The 26,777-nt window shown below is 44.4% G+C and carries 29 protein-coding genes; 6 read left to right on the top strand and 23 right to left on the bottom strand.

The window, feature by feature from the left end; genetic code table 11:
• Positions 1 to 8: 8 nt before the first annotated feature.
• From bioB to NSQ26_RS00375, 15 genes are all read right to left on the bottom strand, one after another.
• Positions 9 to 1,028: a biotin synthase BioB gene (gene bioB, locus NSQ26_RS00445; protein ID WP_499718750.1), complete on the bottom strand. Its 1,020-nt coding sequence runs from the start codon at positions 1,026 to 1,028 to the stop codon at positions 9 to 11.
• Positions 1,025 to 1,726 carry a dethiobiotin synthase gene (gene bioD, locus NSQ26_RS00440; protein ID WP_499718749.1) on the bottom strand — a complete coding sequence of 234 codons (702 nt, stop codon included), beginning with the start codon at positions 1,724 to 1,726 and terminating at the stop codon, positions 1,025 to 1,027. The genes bioB and bioD overlap by 4 nt, the downstream gene beginning before the upstream one ends.
• Positions 1,723 to 2,898: an 8-amino-7-oxononanoate synthase gene (gene bioF / locus NSQ26_RS00435; RefSeq protein WP_499718748.1), complete on the bottom strand. Its 1,176-nt coding sequence runs from the start codon at positions 2,896 to 2,898 to the stop codon at positions 1,723 to 1,725. Before bioF ends, bioD begins: the two co-directional genes overlap by 4 nt.
• Positions 2,885 to 4,243: an adenosylmethionine--8-amino-7-oxononanoate transaminase gene (bioA, locus tag NSQ26_RS00430; RefSeq protein WP_499718747.1), complete on the bottom strand. Its 1,359-nt coding sequence runs from the start codon at positions 4,241 to 4,243 to the stop codon at positions 2,885 to 2,887. Before bioA ends, bioF begins: the two co-directional genes overlap by 14 nt.
• Positions 4,224 to 5,009 (bottom strand): 6-carboxyhexanoate--CoA ligase, encoded by a 786-nt coding sequence (gene bioW, locus NSQ26_RS00425; RefSeq protein ID WP_499718746.1) that lies wholly within the window; start codon positions 5,007 to 5,009, stop codon positions 4,224 to 4,226. Before bioW ends, bioA begins: the two co-directional genes overlap by 20 nt.
• A gap of 207 nt (positions 5,010 to 5,216) precedes the next feature.
• Positions 5,217 to 5,543: a hypothetical protein gene (locus tag NSQ26_RS00420; protein WP_499718745.1), complete on the bottom strand. Its 327-nt coding sequence runs from the start codon at positions 5,541 to 5,543 to the stop codon at positions 5,217 to 5,219.
• A gap of 79 nt (positions 5,544 to 5,622) precedes the next feature.
• Positions 5,623 to 5,907, bottom strand: coding sequence for a hypothetical protein (locus NSQ26_RS00415; protein ID WP_499718744.1), 285 nt, complete (start codon positions 5,905 to 5,907; stop codon positions 5,623 to 5,625).
• 87 nt (positions 5,908 to 5,994) lie between these two features.
• Positions 5,995 to 6,309 (bottom strand): YciI family protein, encoded by a 315-nt coding sequence (locus NSQ26_RS00410; protein WP_499718743.1) that lies wholly within the window; start codon positions 6,307 to 6,309, stop codon positions 5,995 to 5,997.
• 80 nt (positions 6,310 to 6,389) lie between these two features.
• Positions 6,390 to 6,740: a DUF2200 domain-containing protein gene (locus NSQ26_RS00405; RefSeq protein ID WP_499718742.1), complete on the bottom strand. Its 351-nt coding sequence runs from the start codon at positions 6,738 to 6,740 to the stop codon at positions 6,390 to 6,392.
• 85 nt (positions 6,741 to 6,825) lie between these two features.
• Entirely contained in the window at positions 6,826 to 8,115 is a 1,290-nt protein-coding gene (eno, locus tag NSQ26_RS00400) for a phosphopyruvate hydratase (protein WP_090775294.1), read from the bottom strand.
• A complete protein-coding gene (gene gpmI, locus NSQ26_RS00395; RefSeq protein ID WP_499718741.1) occupies positions 8,116 to 9,666 on the bottom strand; it encodes a 2,3-bisphosphoglycerate-independent phosphoglycerate mutase in 1,551 nt (516 codons plus the stop codon).
• Positions 9,663 to 10,418: a triose-phosphate isomerase gene (gene tpiA / locus NSQ26_RS00390; RefSeq protein ID WP_499718740.1), complete on the bottom strand. Its 756-nt coding sequence runs from the start codon at positions 10,416 to 10,418 to the stop codon at positions 9,663 to 9,665. The genes gpmI and tpiA overlap by 4 nt, the downstream gene beginning before the upstream one ends.
• A gap of 11 nt (positions 10,419 to 10,429) precedes the next feature.
• On the bottom strand, positions 10,430 to 11,614 hold the full coding sequence (locus NSQ26_RS00385; protein WP_499718739.1) for a phosphoglycerate kinase: 1,185 nt from the start codon (positions 11,612 to 11,614) through the stop codon (positions 10,430 to 10,432).
• Between the two features lie 66 nt (positions 11,615 to 11,680).
• Positions 11,681 to 12,688 (bottom strand): type I glyceraldehyde-3-phosphate dehydrogenase, encoded by a 1,008-nt coding sequence (gene gap, locus NSQ26_RS00380; RefSeq protein ID WP_499718738.1) that lies wholly within the window; start codon positions 12,686 to 12,688, stop codon positions 11,681 to 11,683.
• 60 nt (positions 12,689 to 12,748) lie between these two features.
• Complete coding sequence (locus tag NSQ26_RS00375; protein WP_090775299.1) at positions 12,749 to 13,774, bottom strand: sugar-binding transcriptional regulator; 1,026 nt, start codon at positions 13,772 to 13,774, stop codon at positions 12,749 to 12,751.
• A 310-nt stretch (positions 13,775 to 14,084) separates the two neighbouring features.
• Between NSQ26_RS00375 and NSQ26_RS00370 the strand changes: the two genes are divergently transcribed.
• Entirely contained in the window at positions 14,085 to 14,528 is a 444-nt protein-coding gene (locus tag NSQ26_RS00370) for a GNAT family N-acetyltransferase (protein ID WP_090775300.1), read from the top strand.
• A 463-nt stretch (positions 14,529 to 14,991) separates the two neighbouring features.
• Here the strand turns inward: NSQ26_RS00370 and NSQ26_RS00365 are convergent, their stop codons facing one another.
• On the bottom strand, positions 14,992 to 15,231 hold the full coding sequence (locus NSQ26_RS00365) for a glutaredoxin family protein (protein WP_499718737.1): 240 nt from the start codon (positions 15,229 to 15,231) through the stop codon (positions 14,992 to 14,994).
• Positions 15,228 to 16,550 (bottom strand): RNA polymerase factor sigma-54, encoded by a 1,323-nt coding sequence (rpoN, locus tag NSQ26_RS00360; RefSeq protein ID WP_499718736.1) that lies wholly within the window; start codon positions 16,548 to 16,550, stop codon positions 15,228 to 15,230. Before rpoN ends, NSQ26_RS00365 begins: the two co-directional genes overlap by 4 nt.
• 257 nt (positions 16,551 to 16,807) lie before the next feature.
• On the opposite strand from rpoN, the gene clpP reads away from it, so the two are divergent.
• The gene (gene clpP / locus NSQ26_RS00355) at positions 16,808 to 17,392 is read left to right on the top strand and encodes an ATP-dependent Clp endopeptidase proteolytic subunit ClpP (RefSeq protein WP_499718735.1); all 585 of its coding nucleotides are present in this window, start codon (positions 16,808 to 16,810) and stop codon (positions 17,390 to 17,392) included.
• Positions 17,393 to 17,486: 94 nt separating this feature from the next.
• Positions 17,487 to 18,137 carry a hypothetical protein gene (locus tag NSQ26_RS00350; protein ID WP_499718734.1) on the top strand — a complete coding sequence of 217 codons (651 nt, stop codon included), beginning with the start codon at positions 17,487 to 17,489 and terminating at the stop codon, positions 18,135 to 18,137.
• A gap of 34 nt (positions 18,138 to 18,171) precedes the next feature.
• Here NSQ26_RS00350 and NSQ26_RS00345 read toward each other — a convergent pair whose 3' ends face one another.
• Genes NSQ26_RS00345 through NSQ26_RS00325 form a run of 5 tightly spaced genes read right to left on the bottom strand, consistent with a single transcriptional unit; the run spans position 18,172 to position 21,759 of the window.
• Complete coding sequence (locus tag NSQ26_RS00345; RefSeq protein ID WP_090775382.1) at positions 18,172 to 18,432, bottom strand: HPr family phosphocarrier protein; 261 nt, start codon at positions 18,430 to 18,432, stop codon at positions 18,172 to 18,174.
• A gap of 5 nt (positions 18,433 to 18,437) precedes the next feature.
• A complete protein-coding gene (whiA, locus tag NSQ26_RS00340) occupies positions 18,438 to 19,397 on the bottom strand; it encodes a DNA-binding protein WhiA (RefSeq protein ID WP_499718733.1) in 960 nt (319 codons plus the stop codon).
• A 31-nt stretch (positions 19,398 to 19,428) separates the two neighbouring features.
• The gene (mgfK, locus tag NSQ26_RS00335) at positions 19,429 to 20,388 is read right to left on the bottom strand and encodes a gluconeogenesis morphogenetic factor MgfK (protein ID WP_499720089.1); all 960 of its coding nucleotides are present in this window, start codon (positions 20,386 to 20,388) and stop codon (positions 19,429 to 19,431) included.
• The gene (gene rapZ, locus NSQ26_RS00330; RefSeq protein WP_499718732.1) at positions 20,388 to 21,278 is read right to left on the bottom strand and encodes an RNase adapter RapZ; all 891 of its coding nucleotides are present in this window, start codon (positions 21,276 to 21,278) and stop codon (positions 20,388 to 20,390) included. Before rapZ ends, mgfK begins: the two co-directional genes overlap by 1 nt.
• A complete protein-coding gene (locus NSQ26_RS00325; protein WP_499718731.1) occupies positions 21,265 to 21,759 on the bottom strand; it encodes an NUDIX hydrolase in 495 nt (164 codons plus the stop codon). Before NSQ26_RS00325 ends, rapZ begins: the two co-directional genes overlap by 14 nt.
• 187 nt (positions 21,760 to 21,946) lie before the next feature.
• On the opposite strand from NSQ26_RS00325, the gene NSQ26_RS00320 reads away from it, so the two are divergent.
• From NSQ26_RS00320 to NSQ26_RS00310, 3 genes are all read left to right on the top strand, one after another.
• Positions 21,947 to 22,978, top strand: a complete 1,032-nt coding sequence (locus tag NSQ26_RS00320) for a tetratricopeptide repeat protein (RefSeq protein ID WP_499718730.1) — start codon at positions 21,947 to 21,949, stop codon at positions 22,976 to 22,978.
• A 92-nt stretch (positions 22,979 to 23,070) separates the two neighbouring features.
• Positions 23,071 to 24,015 (top strand): thioredoxin-disulfide reductase, encoded by a 945-nt coding sequence (trxB, locus tag NSQ26_RS00315; RefSeq protein ID WP_499718729.1) that lies wholly within the window; start codon positions 23,071 to 23,073, stop codon positions 24,013 to 24,015.
• Between the two features lie 281 nt (positions 24,016 to 24,296).
• Positions 24,297 to 25,121 (top strand): C40 family peptidase, encoded by an 825-nt coding sequence (locus NSQ26_RS00310; RefSeq protein WP_499718728.1) that lies wholly within the window; start codon positions 24,297 to 24,299, stop codon positions 25,119 to 25,121.
• An 83-nt stretch (positions 25,122 to 25,204) separates the two neighbouring features.
• On the opposite strand, the gene guaA is transcribed toward NSQ26_RS00310, so the two are convergent.
• Positions 25,205 to 26,752: a glutamine-hydrolyzing GMP synthase gene (guaA, locus tag NSQ26_RS00305; RefSeq protein ID WP_090775311.1), complete on the bottom strand. Its 1,548-nt coding sequence runs from the start codon at positions 26,750 to 26,752 to the stop codon at positions 25,205 to 25,207.
• Positions 26,753 to 26,777: the final 25 nt, after the last annotated feature.

Genomic DNA, 26,777 nt, shown 5'->3' with positions numbered 1-26,777 from the left:
TTTCTTCCTTACTGCGCTGCTCCCTGCTCACTCACTAAACTTGCTTTCATTTCCTCGACCGATTCAACTTCAAAACCTAGATCAGCCAGCATCGCATGATCGGCCGTTTCTTCTTGCCCAGCCGTTGTTAAGTAGTCACCAACAAAAATCGAATTCGCCGCATACAGTGCGAGCGGCTGCAAAGAACGAAGGTTCACTTCACGCCCCCCGGAAACACGAATTTCTTTTGTTGGATTAATAAAACGGAACAACGCCAACACTTTCAAGCAATATAACGGATGTAATTCGTTCGTTCCCTCTAGTGGTGTCCCGTCAATCGCATGTAAAAAGTTGACTGGAATGGAATCCGCATCAAGCGCTTTTAAACTATTTGCCATGTCAACGACATCTTGTCTTGACTCCCGCATCCCGACAATGACGCCAGAACATGGGGACATACCCACATCTTTGACCGTCTCTACTGTTCCGACACGGTCATCATATGTATGTGACGTCGTAATATTGTCATGGTTCCGTGCCGATGTATTGAGGTTATGGTTATAGCGATCGACTTGCGCTTCTTTTAACCGCTCTGCTTGCTCTGGTTTTAAAATCCCCAGGCACGCACACACTTTTAAACCATAGTTTTGTTTAATTTCCTTCACGGCATCAACAACGTGATCAACTTCCCAGTTGGCCGGACCGCGACCGCTCGCAACGATACAATACGTCCCGACATTTAAATCATGAGCCCGTTTCGCACCAGCGACAATCGTGTCTTTATCAAGCATGCGATATTTCTCGATTGGTGCTGTTGACACGGACGATTGTGAGCAGTACCCACAGTTTTCCGGACAGAGACCGGACTTCGTATTAATAATCATATTGAGCTTCACTTTGTTTCCGTAATAGCGCTTACGAATTTGATAAGCGGCGTGCATCAGCAACAACACATCTTCATCTGGACAATCTAAAATCGACAACGCCTCTTCATTTGTGATTTCTTTCTCGGCCAATACTTTTTCTGCTAGATTCATCCACTTGTTCATGTCATTTCCTCCAGTTGGTTAAAAAGTAAATTGAGATCAATCGATTGCTCGATCATTGTTTTCAAATTCTCTTCTGTCACTTCTTTTAGTTGCGGCGTGACGCCTAAAATTGGTACATCACACCATTCTTCCAGCAGTTTTGGATTCGTTTGTTCTGCTAAACTAGGCGCCGCGCTCATGCCATTGATGATCACGCCGGCGACATGAATGCCTAGTTGTTTGGCATACTGAACCGTGAGCAACGTATGATTGACAGTGCCGAGATCCGGACGGGCGACAATGACAATGGGTAGTTTTAATGCACAAACCAAATCACTGACGAGAAAACGCTCTCCTAAAGGAACAGCCAGCCCTCCTGCTCCTTCAACAATAAAACAGTCATGCTTCTCTTTCATACGCGCCCAATGCGCCAACACCTCGGCCACCTCGACTCGTTGGCCGTGAAGGGCTGCTGCCATATAAGGGGCAAGTGGTTCGTGAAATTGAAATGGCGTAATTTCCTCATGAGAAAGGGAGGTACCTGACATTTGCTTTAATAAACTTGTATCACTTTCCGGATGTTCTCTTGCAATCCCGCTCAATAACGGTTTGAACACCCCGACATCAATCCCACGCGCTTTCAATACAGCTGCTAACCCGCTCGCAATGATTGTTTTGCCGACATCTGTATCTGTTCCCGTGACAAAAAAACCATTCATAAAGGTTGCCTCAATTCTGTACCAATCTCTTGAAATGTCGTTATTAAATGAGCGATATGCGCGTCACAGTGGTCGGCGGTGACGGTTAAACGAATCCGACTTTCCCCGTCTGGAACGGTCGGCGGACGAATCGCTGGTGCATAAATGCCAGCATCTTGTAATTGCTTCGCCACGCGCACCGCTTGATCCGTTGCTCCAATGATGACTGGGATAATCGGCGTATTATCGCCATATACGGTGTAACCGAGCGCTTGCAGGCGCGCTCTAATTTTACGAGCGTTTTCAGCCAGTCGGCACCGCTTCTCCTCATCATGTGCAATGATTTCGAGTGCGGCGTCGGCTGCGGCGCAAATGGCTGGCGGGAGCGATGTTTGGAAAATGAACGAACGAGCATGGTTCCGTAAGAAATCAATGAGTGCGCGACTCCCAGCCACATACCCGCCCTCTGCTCCAACCGCTTTACTCAATGTGCCAATCAAGACATGCGGCTTCACTTGAAAGTACGCACATGTCCCACGTCCATGTTCCCCTAACACACCTGTCCCGTGAGCATCGTCGACAATAACAAACGCATCGTACCGTTCGGCTAGTTGCATGATCTGATCAAGCGGTGTAATCGTCCCGTCCATGCTAAAAACACCGTCTGTGACAATAAAACGTCGCTCATATGTTGTAGCCTGCGCTAATTTCTCCTCAAGATCATCCATATCAACGTGCCGATATACAACTGTCTTCGCCTTTGATAGGCGGCAACCGTCAATAATGCTCGCGTGGTTGAATTGATCACTAAAAATCACATCTTGTTGCGTAGGTAATGATGACAGCACACCGATATTTGCTAAATAACCGCTTGAGAATAGCAACGCCGCTTCTGTTTGCTTAAATGTCGCCAATGTCTCTTCTAACTTTTTGTGCCACGTCGTGTGTCCGGTCGTTAACCGCGAACCGCTACTTCCAATGCCGAATTCACGGAGCGCTGTTTCTGCCGCGGCAATCAATCGACTATCCCCGGCTAATCCAAGGTAATTATTCGCTGAAAAGACAAGCTGACGCCTCCCCTCCACCACCATTTCCGGCTGTGGTGCACCATGCATCGTGCGACATTCACGATACAACCCCGCTTCTTTTGTTTCCGTTAAGCGCTGCTGTAACCAATCATTAAACGCCGACATGTCCTACCTCGCTCGTGACAATGTCAATTGCTTCTTTCATAATCGCCACCATTGCTTGCACATCTGCTTTCGTGCTGACAAGCGGTGGCATAAAGACGATCACGTTTCCGAGCGGGCGCGTGATCATCCCGAGTTCGCGCATTTTTAATGACACACGGTAACCAATGCGCTGTTCAAAGGCAAACGGCGTTTTCGTCTCTTTATCTTGGACAAGCTCAATTCCACACATTAACCCAAGTTGGCGTACATCGCCCACATGCGGAAGTGCGTATAACTCATTTAATTGCGCGCTCACATACGTAGACATCTCGGCCACGTGATCCACAATGCGCTCCGACTCAAATAAACGTAAATTCTCAAGTGCAACCGCACAACCTAATTGATTGCCAGTGTACGAATGCCCATGAAAAAGGGTCTTCATGTTTTCATAGTCGTCATAGAAAGCGTCATAGATTTTTTCTGTCGTTAACGTCGCGGCAATCGGCAAATAACCCCCAGTGATCCCTTTCCCGACCGCCATTAAATCAGGCTGCACGTGTTCGTGCTCACACGCGAACATTTTGCCTGTCCGTCCAAATCCGGTTGCGACCTCATCAACAATCATGAGCACATCATACTTCGTACACAGATTGCGCACCCCGGCTAAAAATCCTTCCGGCATGACAATCATCCCTGCTGCTCCTTGTACGAGTGATTCAATCGTCAGTGCAGCCACTTCGTGATGTTTTTCTTGTAACAGTTGTTCAAGTTTATGTAAACATTGATCACGACACGCTGCTGGATCATCTGTTTCTGAACGATACACATACGGAATCGGCGCTTGATAACTTTCAAACATTAACGGACCATACACTTGGTGAAACAAGCCAATCGAGCCTACACTGACCGCACCAATCGTATCGCCATGATAACCATTTTTCATCGCCACAAATTTTTGTTTTTCCGGTCTGCCGATGTTCGCCCAATATTGAAACGCCATCTTGAGCGCAATTTCCATTGCTTCTGCGCCGCTGTCTGAATAAAACACACGGGTTAAATGATCGGGGCTAATCTCGACCAACTTCTCAGCCAGTTCTGTTGCAGGAACATTCGTCATCCCTAACAACGTGGAATGAGCGATTTTTTCAAGTTGTTTCTTAATCGCTTCGTCTAACTCTTTTTTTCGGTGCCCGTGTACATTGAGCCAGACAGAGGAAAAACCATCGTAGTATTCTTTGCCATCTATATCTTTCACTTTAATGCCTGCACCACTCTCGATAATGAGTGGATCTGCATCGTAATCTTTCATTTGCGTAAATGGCAGCCATAAGTGCTTTTTGCTTTTTTCAATCAAATCGTTTGTCATCGTCTGCCTCCCACTGAATGAGTATCGGCTGTTCTTCTAAATAATCAATGTAATCATCCACATCGTTCGCACCGTCAATGAAAAAAATCCGACACCCTCGTTCATCGCCGTATTCTTTTAATTTCGTAATCCGCTCGTAACCAGAATCTTTACTTGCCACATAACCAGTTACATAATCCGGATCATCAGACCAACACCATTCCGCGATCGTCGCTGGATGATGGCTTACTTTTGCGGCGAGCGTAAGGGCTTCTTTGATCCGCGGATTGTGCGGAACGTCATGCGCATCCGCCCACTTGGAGAAGTTGGCTTCACGCCAATCCATTTTTGAGACACGTACACCTCGTTCTTTCTCTAGATCCAACCGTTTCCCCGTGCGCGCATCAACGATCAATGCGCCTCTCATCGACGGCTGTACCATTGCTTGCTCATGAACTTGCTCGATCACTTCTTTTTTGATGCCGATGTGGTGTAGGCAGGCCCGTGCGAACGCTTGGCCAGCTTCAACGCTAACGACTTCGTTTGTTGTGAGCGGCAGTGGGGGCGTTTGCTGGACAGGTCTATTTACCATCTCAATCTGCACTTGCATAAAATCAGGCTTTCCGCGCGAATGAGATAACCCTTTTTCCACTAACGCATTGACCGCCTGTTGAATCTGATCATACGTTGTGAGTTGCTCACCACCAGATATGTGTTTTCCTCCCAGTTCATGAGCGGACCCTTGGGCTGCGCGCATGCGAATGTTAAAATATGTGTTTTGGTGCATTGTGTCCTCCTGCGCATGTCAAAAATGTAAACATAAATTAAATTACAGTTTACAATATTGATGATAGAGCTCATCAATCACTTTGTCAACCTAATATAACGTGTTTATAAACTTCTTAGTGGTTGCTCATAACATTAGAGAGGCAAACTGCACCTTTTTCCTCCTTCACGTTAAAAACAAAAAGCGACTTGATTCCCTATTTAGGTTTCAAGTCACTTTTTGTGTACTGTTAATCCAATATTTCTTACTTAAATGATGAAAAGCAAGAGCTAGTATGGCTGCAATAACCACTAATAATATTGATTTAGACACGGCCGCGGAAAGAATAATGATACTCGTTGTTGTATTGATCATGATCCATTTTAACTTTTCGTCACCTTTATCCAGCCAGTATTGTCTCATTAAGTCTTGCCATAAAAATGCTACGAAAAACGCCCCAGCAATCCATAATACAGATTTAAACATGATGAATGCTGCGAGAACAATGAGCGTCGCAATACTATTAATAACGATGATCTTTGCCATCCTACTCATAATGACACATCCCCTCTACCGTTAAATTGACTTTACCATCAAACCATCCAATCCGTCAACATTGTGCTCGCTACAGCCTTCACCGCCACCTGCCTATGCGCCAAGATAACGGAATCCAGACATCTTCCACCCACGTTGCCAATCGCTCTTCTGCTTCTTCTGATGTTTCGACTGTAAATAAGAATATCCCTCTTTCTGGATCCTTCTTATAATCTGCAGACAAAAGCGCTTGTATTTGATACTTATCAGCAAACTCATCAAAGTCGTCAAAATAAACATCCCAGCTTCTTTGTTCATTTCGGTACGCTAATGCCTGCATATCCCTTTCATCAGGAAGGTCGCAATGAATCAACATCTCATCCATTTCCTCTTCATATACGTCTCAACAAGCCTTTTATTATCTGAAGCTTTTTTGGAATGAAACGTGATTCCACAATTACCGTTGTCTCAACTATATCTTCCCCAGCCCAGCTAAAACCTTTTCCAAAAAGAAACCATTCTCTTCATTCGCTTCCTCAATCTCAACAATTCTCCGCTCTTTATAATAGTCAACCTCTGAGAAAGGATCGCCTTCCACTAATTCTTTTGCTTTTTCTAATGATGGCGCATCAATGATCATCACTGCTGTACCGTCTGTACACGGTCCACAGAAAAGCAATACCCCTTTTTCTTTTAAAGCTTTTAAATAAGCCACGTGACCTTTAATCAATTCTGCTAACATCAAATTTCTTTGCTTGTCCGAAAGGATAACAACAAACTTTTTCATTAAAATCTCCCCCTGTCCGTGAACACGTTCAATCTATCAGTATGGAAAGTTTGAAATTACATCACACGGTCATCAAAAAATCATCCCCGCAAAATCTTCTCCATCGCTTTCCCCTTTGCCAACTCATCGATCAGCTTATCCAAATAACGAATTTCCCTCATTGTTGGCTCTTCAATGTCCTCCACCCGGACACCACAAACCACTCCTTTAACGAGTGTACGCGCAGGATTCAGTTGCGGTGCTTCGGCAAAGAACGTCTCAAAGTCTTTCTCCTGCTCCAAAATTGCCGCTAACGCTTCTTCATCGTATCCTGTCAGCCAGCAAATAATCTCATCAACCTCTGCTTTTGACCGCCCTTTTTTCTCCGCTTTCGCAACATAAAAAGGGTAAACTTTTGCAAAGCTCATCGTGTAAATATGATGTTTAGCCACCGAACATCCCTCGCTTGTTTTTCTTTTATTATATCATGAGAAATCCCCCACCGCCTAAACGGTGAGGGATTGCTTCAGCTCAAGCCTACTTTCGCAAGTTATAAAACGTCTGTAGTCCTTTGTACTCCGCTAAATCCGCTAATTCATCTTCAATGCGCAACAACTGGTTATATTTTGCAACACGGTCCGTCCGTGATGGTGCACCGGTTTTAATTTGCCCTGCGTTTGTAGCAACCGCGATATCAGCAATTGTCGCATCTTCTGTTTCACCCGAGCGATGCGAGATCACTGCTGTGTAGCCGGCGCGCTTCGCCATTTCAATTGCATCAAATGTTTCCGTCAGTGTCCCAATTTGGTTCACTTTAATGAGGATCGAGTTGCTGATGCCTTTTTCGATTCCTTCTGCAAGCTTCTTCGTATTCGTGACAAACAAATCATCACCAACAAGTTGAATCTTGTCACCAAGACGCTCTGTTAACAACTTGTGACCAGCCCAGTCGTTTTCATCTAAGCCATCTTCAATTGAAATGATTGGGTATTTTTCCACGAGTGATGCATAGAAATCAACCATTTCTTCTGACGTCAGCACTTTGCCTTCGCCTGCCAAATGGTATTTGCCGTCTTCTTTGTTGTAAATCTCTGAAGCAGCAACATCCATCGCCAATTGCACTTCTGCGCCAGGCTTGTACCCGGCTTTTTCAATTGCTTCGATAATCGTTGACAACGCTTCTTCATTCGAAGACAAGTTCGGGGCAAAACCACCCTCGTCACCAACAGCCGTATTGTAGCCTTTTGATTTCAATACCGCTTTTAGGTTATGAAAAATTTCTGCACCCATACGCAGTGCTTCTTGGAAGTTTTCCGCGCCGACAGGCATGACCATAAATTCTTGGATGTCAACATTATTATCGGCATGTTCGCCGCCATTAATGATGTTCATCATCGGGACTGGTAGTTGCTTCGCGTTGAAGCCACCGAGATAGACGTATAGTGGCAAGTCTAGCGCGTTCGCCGCCGCATGGGCAACAGCCATCGATACACCAAGGATCGCGTTGGCACCGAGATTCCCTTTGTTTTCCGTCCCATCGAGGTCCATCATGAGACGATCAATACCAATTTGATCGAGCACGTTTTCACCAATGAGTGTTGGACCAATTTTTTCATTGACGTTTTCAACCGCTTGTAAGACACCTTTCCCCATGTAACGAGCACCGCCGTCGCGTAATTCAACCGCTTCATACTCTCCAGTAGAGGCACCACTTGGAACGAGTGCGCGTCCCATTACGCCAGACTCAAGATGTACTTCTACTTCCACCGTTGGATTGCCACGGGAATCGAGCACTTCACGTCCATACACATCTGAAATTAACATCATTTATTCATCTCCTCGGGTATCATGTTCAATTAATGTGTTGCCAGTCATTTCTGATGGTTTTTGACCACCTAATACGTCGAGCATCGTTGGCGCCAGATCTGCTAAAATGCCGCCTTCACGTAGGGAAAGTCCTGCTTTCGTGATAATGAACGGGACACGATTCGTCGTATGCGCCGTCATTGGCTTCCCTTCTAATGTGACGACTTCATCGGCATTGCCATGATCGGCTGTAATGAGCGCCACGCCACCTTTTTCAACAATGAGGTCGACAATTTTGCCTAAACATTCATCTACAGCTTCAACCGCTTTAATCGTTGGTTCTAGCATTCCTGAATGACCAACCATATCTGGATTGGCAAAGTTTAAAATGATCGCATCATGCTTATCTGCCTGAATATCCGCAAGCAACGCGTCCGTCACTTCATATGCACTCATCTCTGGCTTCAAATCATATGTCGCGACTTTTGGTGAATCAATTAAAATACGCTCTTCACCAGGAAAAGGATCTTCGCGACCGCCACTAAAGAAAAACGTCACATGTGGATACTTCTCTGTTTCAGCAATCCGTAATTGTTTATACCCTTGTTGCGACAACACTTCACCAAGCGTATTATCAAGGTTCGTCGGTTTAAAAGCAACAAACCCTTGCACCGACTCACTAAACTTTGTCAAACACACAAAATGAAGATTGTGGGGAAATTTTTCTCCCCGATCAAATCCACGAAAGTCTTCGTTTGTAAATACTTGTGACAACTGAATCGCTCTGTCAGGCCGGAAGTTACAGAAGATGACCGCGTCATTGTCTTGCACCGTCGCAACGGGAGAACCGTCGTCTTTTGTGATGACCGATGGAATGACAAACTCATCTGTAATGCCATTTTCGTAACTGTCATTGATCGCCTCGATGCCCGTGCGATACGTTGGACCATCACCATACACCATCGCACAATACGATTTATTGACACGTTCCCAGCGTTTGTCACGGTCCATCGCATAATAACGTCCGTGAACGGTTGCCAACTCGCCAACGCCGACTTCAGCAAACTTTGCTTCTAAGCCTTCTAAAAATTGCTGTGCTGATTTTGGTCCAACATCACGTCCATCGAGGAAGCCGTGGACATACACGCGTTCAACTTGCTGCTTTTGCGCGAGTTCAAGGAGCGCATAAATGTGATCAATATGACTATGAATACCACCATCAGACAACAAACCGTAAATATGCAAGGCAGACTTTTTTTCTTTCACATGATTCATCGCGGCGAGAAATGTTTCATTCTCAAAAAAATCTCCTTCGCGAATGGATAGGTTCACACGGGTTAAACTTTGGTACACAATTCTTCCGGCACCAATATTTAAATGACCGACTTCAGAATTCCCCATTTGTCCTGCTGGTAAGCCGACCGCTTCCCCGTCTGCTTTTAATGTTGCATGTGGATACGAAGACCAGTAACGGTCAAAGTTTGGCTTATTCGCTTGCGCAACAGCATTTCCTTTTGTCTCGTCGCGCACACCAAAACCATCAAGAATGATTAATGCAACAGGCTTCTTCATTTTGCAGCTCCCAATAACGCCACAAACGAATCAGGTTCTAAGCTCGCACCACCAACAAGTGCACCATCAATGTCTGTTTGCGCCATGTAATCAGCAATATTTGCTGGCTTGACACTGCCGCCATACTGGATGCGGACAGCTTCAGCAGCTGCTTGTGAGCATTGCTTAGCAACAACGCGACGTACGTGGCTACACGCCTCATTCGCATCTTGCGCCGTTGATGATTTGCCTGTTCCAATCGCCCAAATCGGCTCATATGCGATCACCATTTCGCTCACTTGCGCCTCAGTTAACCCTGCTAAACCTTTTTCCACTTGGGACGTGATGATATCCATTGTCTTGCCCGCTTCACGTTCCTCATCGGTTTCTCCGCAACACATGATCGGTGTTAAGTTGTACTGAAAAGCAGCATGGACTTTTTTATTGACCGTCTCATCCGTTTCTGCAAACATCTCCCGTCGTTCCGAGTGTCCGATGATCACGTAACGCACATCAAGATCTTGCAAAGCACGTGGGCTAATTTCGCCAGTGAACGCACCACTTTCTGCAAAATGCATCGTTTGCGCGCCAATCGCTAGTTCCGTACTCGTTGTCGCTGCAACAAGACGCTCTAAAAATAACGCTGGTGCACAAATGACTGCATCGACATCCGCGCTTGATGGAATTTGATGCTGCACTGTCTCCACAAACGTCGTAGCTTCTGATAACGTTTTATTCATCTTCCAGTTTCCTGCAATAATTGGCTTCCGCATGCTTTTCACCTCTACTTATCTGCTAATGCCTCCACACCTGGCAAAGCTTTTCCTTCCATAAACTCTAGACTTGCGCCACCACCTGTAGAAATGTGACTCATTTGATCGGCAAGACCAAACTTTTCTACCGCTGCCGCAGAATCGCCGCCACCAATAATTGAGTAGGTGTCTGGTGCGGCCGCAAGTGCTTCGGCAATCGCTTTTGTGCCACCTGAAAAAGCTTTTAATTCGAATACACCCATTGGCCCATTCCAAACGACAAGCTTCGAAGCTTGTAACACGCTTGCATAAGTATCACGTGTCTTCGGACCAATATCGAGTGCTTCCCAGTCGGAGGGGATTTCATCAATCGAAACTTCTTTCGTATTTGCATCTTCACCGAATTTATCCGCCACAATCGCGTCTTCTGGCAGGTGAAGTTTCACCCCTTTTTCTTTCGCTTTCGCCATGAAACTGTTTGCCAAATCAATTTTGTCTTCTTCTAGCAAGGACTTTCCAATCTCATGCCCTTGGGCTTTGACAAATGTATATGCCAAGCCACCACCAATTAATAAATGGTCAACTTTATCAAGCAAGTGGTCAATAACACCAATTTTGTCTTTCACTTTTGCGCCGCCAATGACAGCCGTAAATGGACGCTCCGGGTGCTCCAACGCTTTACCGAGTACGGCTAGTTCTTTTTCCATTAAAAAGCCGGCAGCCGACGGTAATAGATGGGCAATCCCTTCCGTTGATGCGTGCGCCCGGTGTGCTGCGCCGAATGCGTCATTTACATAAATGTCAGCTAAGTCGGCAAACGCTTGAGCGAGCTCACGGTCATTTTTTTCTTCGCCTGGATAGAAACGCACATTTTCTAATAACGCAATATCGCCATCACGTAGGGCGTCTGCTGCTTTTTTCGCTACGGGACCATGCGCTTCAGGAATTGCGGTCACGTCTTTTTGTAGTAGCTCGCTGAGACGCTTGGCAACAGGTGACAACCTTAATTCCTCTACAACTTCGCCTTTCGGCCGCCCTAAATGACTTGCAAGCAAAACCCTGGCACCAGCTGTCCTTAAATACTCAATCGTTGGCAACGCCGCACGAATACGCGTCTCATCTGTAATGACACCGTCTTTCATTGGCACATTAAAATCGACACGCACAAACACAACTTTGCCTTTAAAATCATAATCATGAAGCGTTTTTTTCTTCATCAGGTAAGCCTCCTCAAGTGTAAAGGAGGGAAACGATCGTGCCCCTCCACCTACACTTATTATAACTTAAAGACCTTTGTTTGCGATATATTCAACAAGGTCAACCACACGATGTGAGTACCCTGATTCATTGTCATACCAAGAGATCACTTTCACCATATTACCTTCCATGACCATTGTGGACAATCCGTCAACCGTTGATGAGTGCGGGTTACCATTGTAGTCTTTTGAGACGAGTGGTGCTTCTGAGTACGCGAGAATCCCTTTTAGATCTCCCTCAGCTGCTTGTTTCAAGGCACCGTTCACTTCTTCAGCAGTTACATCTTTGTCCAATTCCACTACAAGGTCAACTAAAGACACGTTTGGTGTCGGTACACGCATTGCGCCACCATTCAATTTCCCTTTTAACTCTGGTAAAACAAGCGCAACCGCTTTGGCAGCACCTGTAGATGTTGGAATGATGTTCTCTGCTGCAGCCCGCGCACGACGGTAATCCTTATGCGGCAAGTCTAAAATTTGCTGGTCATTTGTATAAGAATGAACTGTCGTCATCATCCCGCGGCGAATGCCAAACTGGTCGTTTAGTACTTTCGCAAATGGGGCAAGACAGTTCGTTGTACAAGAAGCGTTCGAAATGACTTCATGCGCGCTTGCATCATATTTGTCTTCGTTCACACCCATGACCACTGTAATGTCTTCATCTGTTGCTGGTGCAGAGATAATGACTTTCTTTGCGCCTGCTTCTAAATGTTTTGCTGCATCAGCACGTTTTGTAAAGAAGCCCGTTGATTCTACAACCACTTCTACACCATGTTTGCTCCAACCAATGTTTGCTGGGTCACGCTCGGCAGAGACATGAACTTCTTGTCCATCGACAATCAACATGTTGTCTTTTGCTTCAATTTCAACATCAAGTACACCATGAACAGTGTCATATTTAAGTAAATGTGCAAGCATATTTGCATCCGTTAAATCATTGATCGCCACAATCTCTACTTGATCATTTTGTAATGCTGCCCGGAAAACATTCCGTCCAATTCTTCCAAAACCATTAATCCCAATTTTCGTTGCCATGTTTATTGCCTCCTAAAGAATCGTAAATGATATTGCCTCGTGACTATACTTCCACTATTGTTATTCCTTTACTCGATCTAAGATCGCTTTGGCAGCTGCTTCATCCGTAATGAGCACATCACTTGGACGATGCTTCATATACGCTAAAATTGCCGCTGCCTTTGACTGCCCTCCAGCAATAGAAATGACATGCTTCCCCTGGAGTTCATCCAATTGCAAACCAATCGTGCGTTGCTTATGAACAATTTGCCCTTCAGCATTAAAGAAATATCCGAATGCCTCTGCAATGGCTTGCTTCCGACTCAGTTCATTCGTAAATATATCGAGTGATCCGCGGCGCTGCGCCATATGGGTTGCATCACCAATGCCGTGCATCACAACCGCTGCAGATGTAATCAGTTGTAGAATATCCCTTACTGACGGTTCTAATACAAGTGACTCATGCGCTTCTGCACTTAAGTGCTCTGGCACATGCAACAATCGGTACGCGGCCCCTGTTCGCCTCGCACATTCAGCACTAATCGTACTTGCTTGAATCTCTACTTTCTCGCCAAGTCCTCCACGTGCGGGCACAAACGTCGTCCCAGCGAAAACATCATCTCTTGACATCATACGAGCGACAGCGGCTAAGGTTGTCCCACCCATTACCGCTAAAACGTCTCCAGCTTTGACGATCGACTTCAACTCATTTACACACGCTTTTCCGAAAGAATGCTTTACCCAGTCTTCTGTGTCACTATCGCCAGCAACAACAATCACGCGTGATACACCAAGCGTCTGTGCCAAGTCATCGCCAAGTTTTCGTAACCCGAGTAACTCAACCATCATTTCTTCTAACTGTAAAAATACAGTCTCCCCGACATCAGTGACACTCATACCAGCCTTCGCAAAGGTAATCAGCCCTTGATCTTTTAACAATGTCACTTCTCCCCGGATGATCCGCTCAGACGATTGCAGCTCGCTTGCCAAATTCCTTCTCCCAATAGGTTGCTTCAACCGAATATACTGCAGCAATCGGTATCGCTTTACCATTGTCTCTAATAAATCTGGCACCAAGTGTGATTGTAATTGCACAAGTGTACGCATCGCATCGCTCCTTTAGATAAATGATACAAACAAACGGGATGATAACCTGCAAGCCAATAGGGACAAACTAAGTCCCTATATGACATATTATGTCCCAATTGGAGCAAAAAAATTCCTTTCACTATTCATTGTACCAGATGAGAAGATATTCGACAAGATTTTTAGCAGCAACATAAGTGTGACAATCTACCGACATTCCTAACAGTTTTGCACTAAATCGAGGAAAAACAAGAAAAAAGCACCTGTTTGACGATGCATTCAAAAACCATTATGATAGTAACCTCCACCTTATTCGAAAGGAAGGAAGCCCATGGAAACGAAAAAAGTCACCCAAGAATCGGATTTACAAATTGCACTTAGTATGAGGAAAGAAGTATTCATCAACGAACAAGGAGTCCCTCCAGAGGAAGAAATTGATGCGTTTGACACATTGAATGACCAATGTGAACACGTATTGGTTTATGAAAACAATCAAGCCATTGGCACTGGAAGAATGCGCATTGTTAACAATATAGGCAAGTTGGAAAGAATCTGTGTGCGTGCCCCTTATCGACAGTTAGGCGCTGGGAAAGTCATCATCGAAGCTTTAGAAGACATTGCCAGAGAGAAGGAATTGTCTCAAGTGAAATTAGACGCACAAACACATGCGGAAGGGTTTTATCAAAAACTCGGCTATCAAGTCATCTCTAATGACATATTTATGGATGCTGGCATCCCTCACATTTCAATGACAAAACAGTTATCAAACATATAAGCAAAACGTACGCTATTGTTTGATGATTCAATGAGAAATGCGTTATGATCAACTTAGTAGGAACGCAGACTTGTAATACGGTGGGTCGACACTTCCCTGTGGAGGGAGGTGTTGCGTCATGATAGATGAAGTGAAATCGTGGATTGAGGTTATGCTCAAAGTTGCGAAGTTCGTTTTTGAAGTCGTGAAGTTCAAGAAGAATGACAAATCCCACCGCTAGAGTTACCCGCTCGACTCGGTGGGATTGTTGTAACCGATACAGGGCGATCCTCTCACGAGTCGCTACCTACGAAGGCCGCCGGTGTCTTGATCTCACCTGCGGTCTTTTTAGTTTATGCATAATTTATTTTCATTATACAAATGATACGACCACAAAGTCAAGCAATGTCCCACGTTAATTGTCATCATTTTCATCCTACGTAGCGCGCCCTGATCAAGTGACTTTCGGTTCTCTTCGTGCGGATTACAACATCGGTTTCATCCGTTCTTCTAACTCCGGCATCGACAGTCGCCCAAATCCAAGTTCTTGCCCATCTAAAACCACAACAGGTATCTTCAACTGATAAGCTTCCAAATATATTTCCTGCTCATAAATATCAATGACTTCCAATTCAAGAGCGTAACGCTCAGCCAATATTTTGACAGGCACCAGCCCTTCATCACATAACGGACACTCTTCTTTTGTAAAAAATTGCAGCTTCATTGTACCAGCCTTTCCGCATAGCGTCTCCGTTTCGCTGACGAGAGAATCCCTAACTCCGTTCGATACTTTGCAACGACCCGACGGGATAACGTCATCCCTCTTTCTTCTTGTAACAACTCCGTGAGACTTTGGTCAGACAGAGGTTGATAACGATCCTCTTTTGCGATCGTCTCTCGTAACCATTGTTTTACTGATTGTTGTGTCACCATACCGCTCGTTTTATTAATGTTAGATGTAAAGAAATGCTTCAACCAAAATGTCCCTCGCGGTGTTTGTACCACTTTATTTGCTGTGGCACGACTCACAGTCGATTCATGAAGATCAAGCGCTTCGGCGACATTAGCTAACGTTAACGGACGCAATTGACCTTGTGGATGTAATAAGTAATGACGTTGATGACGCGCAATCATTTCTACGACTCGCTCAATTGTTTGCGTGCGATACGTCAGACTTTTTTTCAACCACTCAATATGTTGCGCTTTTTCTTTTGCATACGCTTTCGTTTCCCCGTTTGTAAATAACAATCGCCGATATTCTTCTTGGATACGAACAGTAGGGAGCACTGTCTGATTCATGGCGACGAGCAATTCATTCTCTTCTTTCATAATATACACATCTGGCACAGTATACACAGTTGGCTCTGTCGCAAAACATGCGCCCGGTTTCGGATGAAGTGTTTTCACACAATCATAGATTGTTTGAATGCGGTCGATATCAACAGAGAACTGTTGTGCCAACTGGCGCCACTTCCGCTCTGCCAAGCACTCCAAATGGATGCGTACAATTTCAGGCGCCAACGGATCGCAATCAGGTATACGAACCAATTGTAACGCCAAACACTCGCCAAGTGAGCGCGCACCAACACCAGCTGGTTCTAGCGATTGAATGAGCGCAAGCAGATGCTCACCGTCCACTAAAGTTAAACCACGCTTCTCACAAATATCTGCTAAATCATCCCTGAAATAACCATCTTCTTGAAGACAATCAATCAAATAATGCAGGTGTTTTTTTTCTTCTTTTGTTACACCGGCGAGGTCTAAAACTTGAAAACGCAATGCTTCATATAATGTTGTATAAGAACGGGCAGTGTTTTCTAGCGCCGCATGTTTTTGGTCACTCGAAACGGTCACTTGCCCGATGTAATCATCTCGTTTCGTTTCTTTTAGGGGCACTACTTCCAACAACGGATTTTCCAGCGCCTGTTCTTCTAGATAAGCCATCACATCAGTCGCACTATATTGCAATAAATGAATTGCTTGCTTCAGCGACTGCGTCATCACTAAACTCATCTTTTGTTGTTGAAAAAGACCGAGCTCCATATGCCACCCCTCCTACCCGTATCATAGCACAAAAGTGTACATGTGGGGAGGAAAAATAATAGGAAAAGAAAATGTAGTAAGGCCACTTTGCTCCATAAAAAACAAAAAGCAGGATCCTCCCCCTTAAACCTCGAATACAACAATAACAAAATACGCAAGACAAATCATTTGACCTTTCTTGACCTTTGCGTTATCATACTACATACAAACTGCATTTCGGCTTCTTCTGTCCGCAGTGCATACAAGGAGGATCTCACATGAATTTAATTCCAACAGTAATTGAACAAACGAACCGTGGCGAGCGTGCATACGACATTTACTCTCGTCTATTAAAAGACCGGATTATTATGCTCGGGAGCGCGATTGACGACAATGTCGCCAACTCTATTGTTGCGCAACTTCTCTTTTTACAAGCAGAAGATCCTGAAAAAGACATCTCGCTTTACATTAACTCTCCAGGTGGATCCATTTCAGCTGGCATGGCCATTTATGACACGATGCAGTTCATCAAGCCAGACGTATCGACGATTTGTATCGGCATGGCTGCGTCAATGGGTGCATTTTTACTTACAGCCGGGGCAAACGGAAAGCGGCTCGCTCTCCCGAACAGTGAAGTAATGATTCACCAACCACTTGGTGGCATGCAAGGGCAAGCATCAGATATGGAAATTCACGCTAAACGTATTTTGGAAATGCGTAAAAAGCTAAATGAAATTATGGCAGAGCGCACAGGTCAAACTTATCGGACGATCGCTAAAGACACAGACCGCGATAACTTCATGACCGCAGAGCAAGCAAAAACGTACGGCTTGATTGACGACGTGATCTCTTCAACGAAGTAACTGAAAAACCTCCCTGTCGCTATCGAAATTGCGGGGAGGTTTTTCCCCTTCTACATATCCATGACATTATAACACGAGAAAGGAGTCGTCACTAATGGATACGGCTGTTTCTGACTATATTTACAACTTCATTGACGAAGTTACACAAGCTACAACCTCGCTACCGTCTCATTATACTGAACAAAAACGAATTGCCCTTACAAAAGAGCTGCAAGCATTTGCGCGACAATCTCTGGAAAAAACAACATCTGAAGCCACAATTACCTTACTGCAATATGAATTTCCTACACCAAACAAAATTGCGGCTGAATGGCAGAGCCAGTATCAAGAGCATCAAATCCTTACTCAAGCAAACTGGCCAAATTTTTATGTCTACCTTATTATCAGCGGTTTTGGGTCACTATTATTTACGCTCATTACTGGGACGTTTGATATTTCTGTCTCCTTCATATGGATCCTTGGATCGCTTATCGGTGTCGTTTTACTAAACACGACCAAAAAACCGTTAGACGTTGCCTCACTACGGTTGCTAAAACGTATTTTTATTCCAGCCTCATTTGGTGCTGCTGCTATTTCTCTACTACTGAATCACTTTATTTATCAAAATATCCGATCAGGGTTAATCTTTTTTGGTTTTTATATCATTATATCCTTGGCCTTACACCTCAACGTTCACTATCTATTAAAAAAGCGCACACGACATGAGTCATCTTCTCAAAAACAGCGCCTGGAAATTACTCGGTAATCTCTAGGCGCGATGTCCATGCATACACTTTTCTTCAAACCTCTCCGCCCTCCACGTATTCAGAAAGCGTAGCTACAGCTTCCTCTGCGTCTGTACCCGTTGCTGCCAATGTCACTGTTGTCCCTTGGTGAAGCGCCAAACTCATCAATCCCATGATGCTTTTTGCATCGACGGTTGTCGTTCCTTTTACTAGAGATATGTCTGCCACAAAACGATTCGCTTGTTGCACGAACACGGCTGCTGGCCGCGCTTGTAAACCGGTTTTAAGACCAATTGTTACCTTTTTCTCAATCATCATGATCACCCCCGATGTTTCTCTTCATAGATGCCGTTTCTTAGTTTTTCTGCGAGCTCGTCTAATTTTCGCAAGCGATGATTCACACCAGACTTGCTCACCTTCGTTCCTTGCACCATTTCTCCCAACTCTTTTAAGGTCACGTCTTGATGCTTCACACGCAAAGACGCGATTTCTTGTAACTTTGGATCCAAATTTTCTAAGCCCAACATCCGTTCAATATAACGAATATTTTCCACTTGTCGTAACGCTGCGCCGACGGTTTTATTTAAATTGGCCGTCTCACAATTGACGAGCCGGTTCACGGAGTTACGCATATCCTTCATAATCCGCACATCTTCAAAGTAAAGCAATGCTTGATGTGCACCAATGACATTCAAAAACTCGGTAATCTTCTCACTTTCTTTAATGTAAGTGATAAAGCCTTTTTTTCGTTCTAGCGTTTTCGCAGAAAGATCAAACGTATTCATTTGTTGACACAGAGACACACTATGCTCCTCATAAAAAGAAAAAATTTCTAAATGGTAAGAAGACGTTTCTGGATGATTGATAGAGCCTCCCGCAAGAAATGCACCACGTAAATATGCACGTGCACAACATGTATCGCGAACGATCTCGGGTGAAATTGCTCGAATAAAGTGAAACGACTCACCTAAAATGTACAACTCCTCGAGCAATTCCTTAGCGCCTTCACGCAGCCGAACTAAATACACATTGTTTTTTTTCAAACGCATCTTTTTACGCACAAGCAGCTCAATATGAATGGATGGAAATAACCGTTTGATCAACGTATATATCCGCCGCGCAATCGCGGCATTTTCCGTTGTCACATCTAATCCAAGCACTTGCCCACCAAGAGATAGCGCACCATTCATACGAATAAGTGCCGAGAGCTCTGCACGTGCGCAACATGATGCAATTTCCAACTGAGTCAACTCTTTTTTCACTTTAGCGGCAAAGGACATTGCGCACCACCCCTCTACAAAAACAATCCATTTACACTTGATTTGATGTGCGAAGCAAGCTGAGTAACGCTTCGGATACACGCATTGCATCGTGACGGATCTTTTTCTCCCTTTCCACCACAAAGCGATCACACAAAATCGTGACACCGAACGTTTTAAGTGCATCATGATTATAGACAACGGGTGTAGCCTCTTCAGCTTCGTAACGGGCCAATACCGTTGGTGACAAGTTCTCATCATTTACCAACACGTGCGAAATTAGTCCGTCTCCGCAATGATCAACAAGCGCCTGGACATGCTCGGAGGCTGTATATTGATCCGTCTCACCCGGTTGTGTCATGACATTACAAATATACACCTTTTTCGCCGCTGATGCGCGTACCGTCTCACTAATACCGGGTACAAGTAGATTAGGTAATACACTCGTATAAAGCGATCCGGGTCCAAGCACAATGAGATCTGCTCTCGAAAGGGCAGAAAGTGCTTCTGAAGATGCCTTCACATGTGGGGGGGTCAAAAACGTCCGAGCAATTCGTTTACGTGCAAGCGGAATTTTTGACTCTCCGGAAACCACCGTGCCGTCTGTCATTTCTGCATGCAATTCTACACTTTCATTCGCTGCAGGCAACACACGCCCGCGCACATTTAACACTCTACTTATTTCTGCAATCCCTTGTTGAAAATCACCTGTAATCGATGTCATTGCTGCCAACAACAAATTGCCAAGTGAATGACCACTCAATCCACTGCCACTGGAAAAGCGGTGCTGGAATAATTCCTCCACCAATGGCTCTACTTCAGCAAGTGCAACAAGTACATTTCGTACATCACCTGGTGGTGGAATGTTTAATTCTTTACGTAAAATTCCCGAACTCCCGCCATCATCAGCAACCGTCACAATTGCCGTAATGTCGATCGGAAATGTCTTTAATCCTCGTAAAATCACAGATAATCCGGTACCGCCGCCAATGACAACGACTCTTTTTCTCATCAAGATAGCTGGGCCTTTCGTTTTGAAATATCACGATGACTAACGTAAGTACGCCACGCTTCTTCAAAATATGCGCCAAAGTGTTCCGCTAATGTGACGGAGCGGTGTTGTCCCCCTGTACAGCCAATGGCAATGACAACTTGACTTTTTCCTTCTCTTTTGTAATGAGGAAGCATGAATGAAAATAAATCAGTCAACTTGTGAACAAACTGCTGTGTATCTTGCCATTTCAATACATACGACGATACTTCTTGCTCCAAACCTGTTTTCGGTTGCAATTCAGCAATATAGTGAGGATTAGGCAAAAAGCGCACATCAAATACTAAATCGGCATCAATTGGAATCCCATACTTAAACCCAAATGATAGAAAATGCACAGTAAAGACAGGACGTTCTTTTGTACCGAATCTTTTTTGAATCTTTTCACGTAACGCGCGCGGTTTTAAATCCGTTGTATCAACAATTTGTTGCGCCCGCCCTTTCATTTCTTCCAGCAATTGACGTTCCTTTTGAATACCTTCTAACAATAAACCATCCATTGCTAGTGGATGAGTACGGCGTGTCTCTTTATATCGTTGAACAAGCGCAGCATCCTTGGCATCAAGAAATAAAATTTGCATCCGTAACCACGCTGGTGCGGATGCACTTAATTCATCCAACGCTTGAAATAATTCATCAAAAAATGATTGTCCACGCAAATCCATGACAAGCGCAATTTTCGTTACTTTATCTGCCCCTACCTCAATAAGTTCAACAAACTTACCAAGCAATGCTGGCGGTAAATTGTCAACACAATAAAACCCTAAGTCTTCAAAGCTCTGCACAGCAACGGTTTTACCCGCACCAGACATGCCTGTAATGATTACAATATCAACATCAGCGTGACTCATTTGCTTCTCCCTCTTCCATCATAGGCTTTGGATCAAGCCGAAAATCGATCAGTTCATAATCACGTGTATAATAAAAAGTCCCATACATGAGCCCTTCGCCCTTTAACAAATGTGCAAACAAATATTGATCCCCGTTTGCCATTGGTAAATGTCCGCATTTGTCCGCACTCACCCACTCCAAATTCCCTTCCGGAGATTGTTGTATCATCTTCCCTTTATATTGCGTTGCAAGAAACGTAAACATCATCCATTCGCTCACAACTTCATCATGATCCATCATCACAGTCGTTGTAATCGCTCGCAGCATAGGCTTAACGAGCATCAATCCCGTCTCCTCGCAAAACTCACGCACAACAGCTTCCTTAATTGATTCTCCAGATTCCATTTTCCCGCCTGGCGCAACCCACCAACCACGGCTTGGTTTTTGCAGCAATAAACATTGCTCACGGTCTCTCAACAGACAATTTGTGATTCTTTGCACAAAATCACCTCACGTTCTTAATAGTACAGTATACAATATAAGTACACTGCAACACAATGATTGTGCGCACGCCATTTGAACACTTTCCAAGCTTTCTTCTACCCCTATATTTGAAAACACCGGCTGTCAGCAAGTCTATATTCGTGTATACTAGACATAATGAAACGCATTTGGAGGCATCGCGTACATGAGCGACAGATATCATTCAAAACAAACATCTAATATTGTTGTACCCTTCCACCGAAGCGGAGACTACTTTTTCCATAAAGGCTTGACGGCATTTAAGAAAAAAAACTTGCATCAAGCGGTAAAACAGTTCGAGCGAGCCATCAAACGTAGTGATAACGAGCCGGCTTTCCAAGTCCAACTCGCTATTGTGCTCACAGAATTAGGTGAATACGAACGAGCAAATGAGATTTTACAAAATGTCCTTTACCAAGGGGAAGAACAACAAGAAATTTGCCACTTCCTCATTGCTAGCAATGCTGCCTATTTAGGCTACTTCTCCCAAGCAAAACACCATGCAGAGCGTTACTTACAACTTGAGCCAGAAGGAGAATGTGCCGAAGAAGCGCAACGCTTAATTGACGTATGCGACAATGACTTACTTTTTACTTCTTCATATCAAGAGGAAGACGAACATCTACTTGACTTGCATGCCCAAGCGCTCGAATATATGGAAACATCTAAGCTCGACCACGCAATGAGGATTTTAGAAGACATTACAAATACGTATCCAGCTTACTGGGCTGCACAAAACCACCTTGCGGAAGTGGTTTTTCGAAAAGGAGAATATGCACGTGCTTTTTCACTATGTGAAACCATCTTAAAAGCACATCCTAATAACCTACTAACACATTGTAATTTAGCATTATTCCATGACAAACTTGGGCATGCTACAAAGGTCGCCCAATACAAACAGCTCCTTCCAACGATCCTTCCAATGGATATTGATCATGCGATCCGACTAGTTGAAGTGCTGTGCACATTAGGACAATATAGAGAAGTAATGAAACGACCGTTACTCGCTTTTACTCACGGCGAAGACCATGTACAATTGCTGCGTTGCTACGGTGTAGCTGCTTATCATACGGGTGACCGTGCACGTGCAACATCACTATTAAAAAAAGCAGCTGAACGCGGTTGTCATATGTCTAGCGCACAACTAAATGCCATCAAGCAGCAGCAAAGTCAACAAATTACCTTCTCTCCTTTCTAGTCGCGCGCTTGTGAGCAGAACATTGGACATCACGATTACAGATCCGCTACGATAATGATATACACGAAAGACATAATTTAGGAGTGTGAAACATGGAAGAGACAATCTATGACGTCATTATCGCTGGTGCTGGTCCAGCCGGCATGACAGCAGCCGTCTATACATCTCGTGCAAACTTACGCACATTAATGATTGAGCGTGGTATTCCTGGTGGACAAATGGCCAACACGGAAGATGTTGAAAACTATCCAGGATTCGATCACATTTTAGGGCCGGAATTGTCAAATAAAATGTTTGAACACGCCAAGAAGTTTGGCGCCGAGTATGCTTATGGTGATATTAAAGAAATCATTGATGATGGCAATACAAAACGCATCATTGCTGGGAACAAAACATACACCACGCGTGCCGTCATTGTAACTACAGGTGCCCAATATAAAAAATTAGGCATTCCCGGCGAGCAAGAATTGAGCGGGCGTGGCGTGTCTTATTGTGCGGTGTGTGACGGTGCTTTCTTTAAAGATAAGGAGCTATTCGTCATTGGCGGCGGTGACTCTGCCGTAGAAGAAGCCGTTTACTTGACTCGTTTTGCTTCTAAAGTGACCATCGTCCATCGACGCGATGAACTGCGGGCACAAAAGATTTTACAAGATAGAGCCTTTCAAAACGAAAAAATCTCCTTTATGTGGAACAAAGTTGCCGAAGAAATTCACGAAAAAGACGGCAAAGTCGGCAGCTTAACTTTAAAAGACACACAAACCGGGGAACGTGAAACGCATAAAACTGACGGTGTGTTTATCTACATTGGCATGATGCCATTAAGTGATTGTGTAAAAAATTTGGACATCACAAATGATGAAGGCTACATCGTCACCAACGCAGAGATGGAAACGAACGTTCCAGGCATTTATGCTGCTGGTGATATTCGTGAGAAAACATTACGGCAAATTGTCACTGCCACAGGTGATGGCTCTCTCGCTGCGCAAAACGTTCAGCACTACCTAGAGCATCTGCCAGAAACGGAGAGCGCCAAATAGTCATAAGCTTTTAATCAAGTTGTAACCTTTTCGCAATCGCTGCATTTTATAATAGAGACATGTGATTTGACCCCCTTTTCAAATATAGTTCGACTTCCCGTGGACCAAGTGTCCACGGCTTTTTTTTTGCAAAAAATCTAATGTGAGTATTCCTATCCCCTACGAGAGTCGCACATCTAACTGTTTTAGAATTGTTATGTCTTCGTAATCGACCAATAAACGTTTTGTCATGTCCATACGTTACATTAATAACAAGGACGATTATTCAAGGAGGCATTTTCGTGAAAAACATCCAAACGCGCACAACATCGCTCACATGGAAACAATGGGTACTTCGCTCAGCTGCTACAGTAGGACTTGCAACCACAGCCCTGTTCGCTTTAAACGGCGAAGCGTCCGCAAGTGTTGACATGACTAAAGTTAATGAGACCTCGCCACAAACGACAACAACCGAGGCAAGTACACCCGTCACAGTAAAAACTGTTCGCCTAGGGGACCGGAACGATATTGTAAAACAAGTACAAGAAAAAGTAGGCACAAATGTTGATGGCATTTTTGGTCCTAAAACAGAGGACGCTGTCAAAGACTTTCAAGCAGCGAATCAATTGCAAGTGGATGGGATTGTTGGTCCAAAAACGATGCAAGCACTGGGAATTGCAACTCCAACCACAGCGACGACCCAAACAACTTCAACAAACGAGACTGCAAAACCGATACAAACAGCAGCACCTGCATCAAATACAACCCATTCATCACTCATTGACGTAGCGCTCGATCAACTTGGCGCACCTTATTCATGGGGCGGACAGTCACCGCAAACAGGTTTTGACTGCAGCGGCTTTATTCATTATGTATTTGGTACACAAGGTATTCAATTACCACGAAGTGCACAAGGGCTATACGATATGGCTTCCCCCACTTCATCTCCAAACGTAGGCGATCTCGTCTTCTTTACGAACACATATGAAACAGATGCCTATATTACACATGCTGGCATTTACATTGGTAACAACAGCTTTATTCATGCTGCTTCAAGTGGCGTAGAACAATCGAACTTAAACAACACGTATTGGCAGCAGCATTACGTCGGTTCAGGCAGCCTTTAGTAACATGGACAAGCAGTAAGTTATTTATGACGAACAAAAACCTGGTGCGCACATAAAGTGCTACCAGGTTTTTCATGTCTTACTTATTCCCACTCAATTGTAGAAGGTGGCTTACTTGTAATATCATAAACAATCCGATTCACATGAGGAACCTCATTCACAATACGCGTTGAAATTTTTTCAAGTACATCCCACGGGATACGCGCCCAGTCTGATGTCATCCCATCAATCGATGTGACCGCACGAATACCGACTGTGTAGTCATACGTACGTGCATCCCCCATCACACCAACACTCCGCATGTTTGGTAGCGCGGTGAAGTATTGCCAAATATCCCGATCGAGCCCCGCTTTTTTAATTTCCTCGCGTAAAATAGCGTCCGACTCACGGACAATTTCTAACTTCTCATCCGTGATCTCACCTAATACGCGAATACCTAGACCTGGACCTGGGAATGGTTGGCGCCAAACCACTTCCTCTGCAATACCTAGTTCAGTTCCGACCGCGCGCACTTCATCTTTAAATAATGCACTTAACGGTTCAATCAATTTAAACTTCATGTCTTCTGGTAGACCACCAACATTATGATGTGACTTAATGGTCTCCGCTGTATCTGTTCCTGACTCAATAATATCTGTATACAATGTGCCTTGCGCCAGAAACTCCATTTCTTTATCTTTAAGCTTGGCTGATTCTTCGTCAAAGACGTAAATAAATTCATTCCCAATGATTTTCCGCTTTTCTTCTGGATCGGTTACACCTTTTAATTTTCCGAGGAAACGTTCAGATGCATCGATTTTAACAACGTTCATATTGAACCCTTCGCTAAAAGTCTTCATGACACTTTCAGCTTCTCCTTTGCGTAGCAAACCGTGATCGATAAACATACACGTCAGCTGGTCACCTATGGCACGATGAATGAGCACAGCGACAACAGAAGAATCGACGCCACCACTAAGAGCACACAATACTTGTCGGTCCCCAACTTGCTCACGAATCTTCGAAATTTGTTCCTCAACAAAATTCTCCATGGACCAATCACCTTTTGCGTTACAAATTGAAAAGGCAAAATTCTTCAGTAGTTCATTCCCATGTTGAGAGTGTCTTACTTCCGGATGGAATTGCACACCGTACAAATTGCGCGACGTATCACTCATCGCTGCAACAGGACAAGAATCACTCGTACCATCAACTGTAAATCCAGTGGGTGGGACAACAATTTTATCACTATGGCTCATCCACACCGGTTGTGATGCAGGGGTTCCTTCGAATAACTGAGACTCATGAGCGACCTCTAACAACGCTTTCCCATATTCACGCTGTGAAGCTTGCTCTACTTTCCCACCAAAATGTTGCGTCATCAATTGCATACCATAACAAATTCCTAAGATCGGCACCCCTAAATCATAAATCGCGGGGTCACATGTCGGTGCACCTGGCGCATAGGCACTATTAGGACCACCTGAAAAAATAATGCCTATTGGGTTCTTCTCTTTTATCTCTGCAGCCGTCATCTTATGGGAGTGTAGTTCACTATATACACCAAGATCACGGATACGCCTCGTAATTAACTGATTATACTGCCCGCCAAAATCAAGGACAATCACCGTCTCATGACTCGCCTTTTGCATACCATCCACCCTTTACATCGCTAAA

The sequence above is a fragment of the Bacillus sp. FSL W7-1360 genome, assembly GCF_038592975.1.
GTDB classification, from domain to species: Bacteria; Bacillota; Bacilli; order Bacillales; family Bacillaceae_D; genus Shouchella; species Shouchella lonarensis.
The sequence above is the reverse complement of the archived record's forward strand: the minus strand, read 5'-3'. Positions and strand labels throughout refer to the sequence as shown.

What these genes read in the sequence shown, in the direction of transcription:
- bioB (WP_499718750.1), bottom strand. Translation starts at nt 1,028, where the DNA reads ATGAACAAGTGGATGAATCTAGCAGAAAAAGTATTGGCCGAGAAAGAA.
- bioD (WP_499718749.1), bottom strand. Translation starts at nt 1,726, where the DNA reads ATGAATGGTTTTTTTGTCACGGGAACAGATACAGATGTCGGCAAAACA.
- bioF (WP_499718748.1), bottom strand. Translation starts at nt 2,898, where the DNA reads ATGTCGGCGTTTAATGATTGGTTACAGCAGCGCTTAACGGAAACAAAA.
- bioA (WP_499718747.1), bottom strand. Translation starts at nt 4,243, where the DNA reads ATGACAAACGATTTGATTGAAAAAAGCAAAAAGCACTTATGGCTGCCA.
- bioW (WP_499718746.1), bottom strand. Translation starts at nt 5,009, where the DNA reads ATGCACCAAAACACATATTTTAACATTCGCATGCGCGCAGCCCAAGGG.
- NSQ26_RS00420 (WP_499718745.1), bottom strand. Translation starts at nt 5,543, where the DNA reads ATGAGTAGGATGGCAAAGATCATCGTTATTAATAGTATTGCGACGCTC.
- NSQ26_RS00415 (WP_499718744.1), bottom strand. Translation starts at nt 5,907, where the DNA reads ATGGATGAGATGTTGATTCATTGCGACCTTCCTGATGAAAGGGATATG.
- NSQ26_RS00410 (WP_499718743.1), bottom strand. Translation starts at nt 6,309, where the DNA reads ATGAAAAAGTTTGTTGTTATCCTTTCGGACAAGCAAAGAAATTTGATG.
- eno (WP_090775294.1), bottom strand. Translation starts at nt 8,115, where the DNA reads ATGATGTTAATTTCAGATGTGTATGGACGTGAAGTGCTCGATTCCCGT.
- gpmI (WP_499718741.1), bottom strand. Translation starts at nt 9,666, where the DNA reads ATGAAGAAGCCTGTTGCATTAATCATTCTTGATGGTTTTGGTGTGCGC.
- tpiA (WP_499718740.1), bottom strand. Translation starts at nt 10,418, where the DNA reads ATGCGGAAGCCAATTATTGCAGGAAACTGGAAGATGAATAAAACGTTA.
- NSQ26_RS00385 (WP_499718739.1), bottom strand. Translation starts at nt 11,614, where the DNA reads ATGAAGAAAAAAACGCTTCATGATTATGATTTTAAAGGCAAAGTTGTG.
- gap (WP_499718738.1), bottom strand. Translation starts at nt 12,688, where the DNA reads ATGGCAACGAAAATTGGGATTAATGGTTTTGGAAGAATTGGACGGAAT.
- NSQ26_RS00375 (WP_090775299.1), bottom strand. Translation starts at nt 13,774, where the DNA reads ATGCGTACACTTGTGCAATTACAATCACACTTGGTGCCAGATTTATTA.
- NSQ26_RS00370 (WP_090775300.1), top strand. Translation starts at nt 14,085, where the DNA reads ATGGAAACGAAAAAAGTCACCCAAGAATCGGATTTACAAATTGCACTT.
- NSQ26_RS00365 (WP_499718737.1), bottom strand. Translation starts at nt 15,231, where the DNA reads ATGAAGCTGCAATTTTTTACAAAAGAAGAGTGTCCGTTATGTGATGAA.
- rpoN (WP_499718736.1), bottom strand. Translation starts at nt 16,550, where the DNA reads ATGGAGCTCGGTCTTTTTCAACAACAAAAGATGAGTTTAGTGATGACG.
- clpP (WP_499718735.1), top strand. Translation starts at nt 16,808, where the DNA reads ATGAATTTAATTCCAACAGTAATTGAACAAACGAACCGTGGCGAGCGT.
- NSQ26_RS00350 (WP_499718734.1), top strand. Translation starts at nt 17,487, where the DNA reads ATGGATACGGCTGTTTCTGACTATATTTACAACTTCATTGACGAAGTT.
- NSQ26_RS00345 (WP_090775382.1), bottom strand. Translation starts at nt 18,432, where the DNA reads ATGATTGAGAAAAAGGTAACAATTGGTCTTAAAACCGGTTTACAAGCG.
- whiA (WP_499718733.1), bottom strand. Translation starts at nt 19,397, where the DNA reads ATGTCCTTTGCCGCTAAAGTGAAAAAAGAGTTGACTCAGTTGGAAATT.
- mgfK (WP_499720089.1), bottom strand. Translation starts at nt 20,388, where the DNA reads ATGAGAAAAAGAGTCGTTGTCATTGGCGGCGGTACCGGATTATCTGTG.
- rapZ (WP_499718732.1), bottom strand. Translation starts at nt 21,278, where the DNA reads ATGAGTCACGCTGATGTTGATATTGTAATCATTACAGGCATGTCTGGT.
- NSQ26_RS00320 (WP_499718730.1), top strand. Translation starts at nt 21,947, where the DNA reads ATGAGCGACAGATATCATTCAAAACAAACATCTAATATTGTTGTACCC.
- trxB (WP_499718729.1), top strand. Translation starts at nt 23,071, where the DNA reads ATGGAAGAGACAATCTATGACGTCATTATCGCTGGTGCTGGTCCAGCC.
- guaA (WP_090775311.1), bottom strand. Translation starts at nt 26,752, where the DNA reads ATGCAAAAGGCGAGTCATGAGACGGTGATTGTCCTTGATTTTGGCGGG.